2 protein-coding genes are annotated in these 1,743 nt (G+C 63.2%); both read right to left on the bottom strand.

The window, feature by feature from the left end:
- The coding region (locus tag AC1D1P_RS22490) for a VC_2705 family sodium/solute symporter (RefSeq protein WP_477674516.1) at nucleotides 1-1,336 on the bottom strand (1,336 nt) is incomplete at its 3' end.
- Nucleotides 1,337-1,594 (bottom strand): DUF4212 domain-containing protein, encoded by a 258-nt coding sequence (locus AC1D1P_RS22485; protein WP_457278787.1) that lies wholly within the window; start codon nucleotides 1,592-1,594, stop codon nucleotides 1,337-1,339.
- Nucleotides 1,595-1,743: the final 149 nt, after the last annotated feature.

Raw genomic sequence — 1,743 nt, 5'->3', positions numbered from 1 at the left:
GCACGGCCAGTGCCGGTGCGGTGAAATAAAGCAGGAAGATACACACCAGCGACCAGGTGACTGATTGCCGCGCTTCCCGCACACTGGGCACGGTGTAATAGCGCATGAGGATGTGCGGCAAGGCCGCCGTGCCCACCATGAGGCAAAAAACCAGCGCCAGAAAATTGCGGCGCGAAGTCTCGTAAGTCTCCTGCTCTTTCGGGGTCCCATCCGGATTGCCCGAGAACTGGGCCGCGTGGGCGGGCATGCCGTTAAGCGGCTGGGTTTTGACGTCCGCAGCGGCCCTGGCCGCCGTCCAGGCCTTGACGGCTGCGGCCTCGTCCCGGGGCATGCCGGCCATCGCCCTGGCGGCCGACGAAATTTCAGCCACGGATGCATTGCCGCTTTTGAGCTGCTCCATTCGTTTGGCGGCGGCCAGCTTGTCGGCGGCCAGCGACTCGGCGGGGTGCTCCAGCCTGCCCGACAGCGCTTCCGAGCGCTGCCGGAACAGCTCGCGCACCTGCAACTCTTTGGGGTCGGCCGTCAGCTCTTTCTCCTTGGCCGTGACCTTTTCAAGCTGAAAGCCATAAACCAGCTGCGGCACTGGCACGCCCGTCTGCTTGACCGACAGCCAGATCACCGGAATGAGGTAGGCCACCACCAGGATGATGTACTGGGCCACCTGTGTCCAGGTCACCGCGCGCATGCCACCCAGGAAAGAACATACCAGGATGCCACCCAGCCCCAGGAAGATGCCCAGCTCGAACGCGATGCCGGTCAGGTAAGAGGTGATCAGGCCCACGCCGTAAATCTGCGCCACCAGATAGGTGAAGGAGCACAAAATAGCCGCCGCCACGCCGATGAGCCGCGGCAGTCGCCCACCGTAACGCTCTCCCAGAAAATCCGGGATGGTGAACTGACCGAACTTGCGCAGGTAAGGCGCCAGCACCAGAGCGACCAGGCAGTAGCCGCCTGTCCAGCCCATGATGAAAGCCAGGCCGCTGTAGCCCGTGAGGTAAAGCGTGCCCGCCAGACCAATGAACGAGGCCGCCGACATCCAGTCGGCGCCGGTGGCCATGCCGTTGTAGACCGCCGGCACGCGCCTCCCTGCCACATAGTATTCGGAGGCGTCGGTGGTGCGGCTCATGACGCCTATGCCCGCATAGAGGCCTATGGTGGCCAGCAAAAAGGCCGTACCTATCCAGAGGCGCGGCAGGCCCGCACGTTCCAGAAGCGCCAGGACGACCACAAACACCACCAGGCCCAGCGTGTACCAGCGGTAGATGCGGTCCAACTGCTTTTTGAACTGCTGGCTCGAGAGCATGACCCCGTCGCGCGAACCAAAAAAGCCGCCCATTCAGTCCTCGTCCGCCACGTCATGCTCAATATCGAGCCGGTTCATGTACCAGGCATAAAAACCGACGATGAGGCAATACACCACCAGGGCGCCCTGCGCGCCCATCCAGAAGCTGAAAGGCCAGCCAAAAAAAGTGAAATTCAGCGCCCGCGCGAAGTAGCTCACGCCGAACGTGACACTGAACCAGATCAGGAGCAGCGCAGCTGTCACAACCAGGTTCTTGCGCCAGTAACGGCGGTGACTCTCAGTGGGCTGCATGGGCTGCCTCGCCGGTGGCCGCAAAAACGGACTCGTTCTCGCGCTCGAACTGGGCAGCAACGCGCGGCTCAAAGCGACTCAGGTGCGCAATCACCTTGCGCGCCTTGGCGGGCTGGCCCAGCGCCAGCCACACCTGCGCGAGCCGGTAC

Source organism: Polaromonas sp. P1_E1_2 (genome assembly GCF_056406035.1).
The sequence above is the reverse complement of the archived record's forward strand: the minus strand, read 5'-3'. Positions and strand labels throughout refer to the sequence as shown.

Excerpts from the sequence above, each read along its gene's own strand:
- AC1D1P_RS22485 (WP_457278787.1), bottom strand. The coding sequence starts at position 1,594 with ATGCAGCCCACTGAGAGTCACCGCCGTTACTGGCGCAAGAACCTGGTT.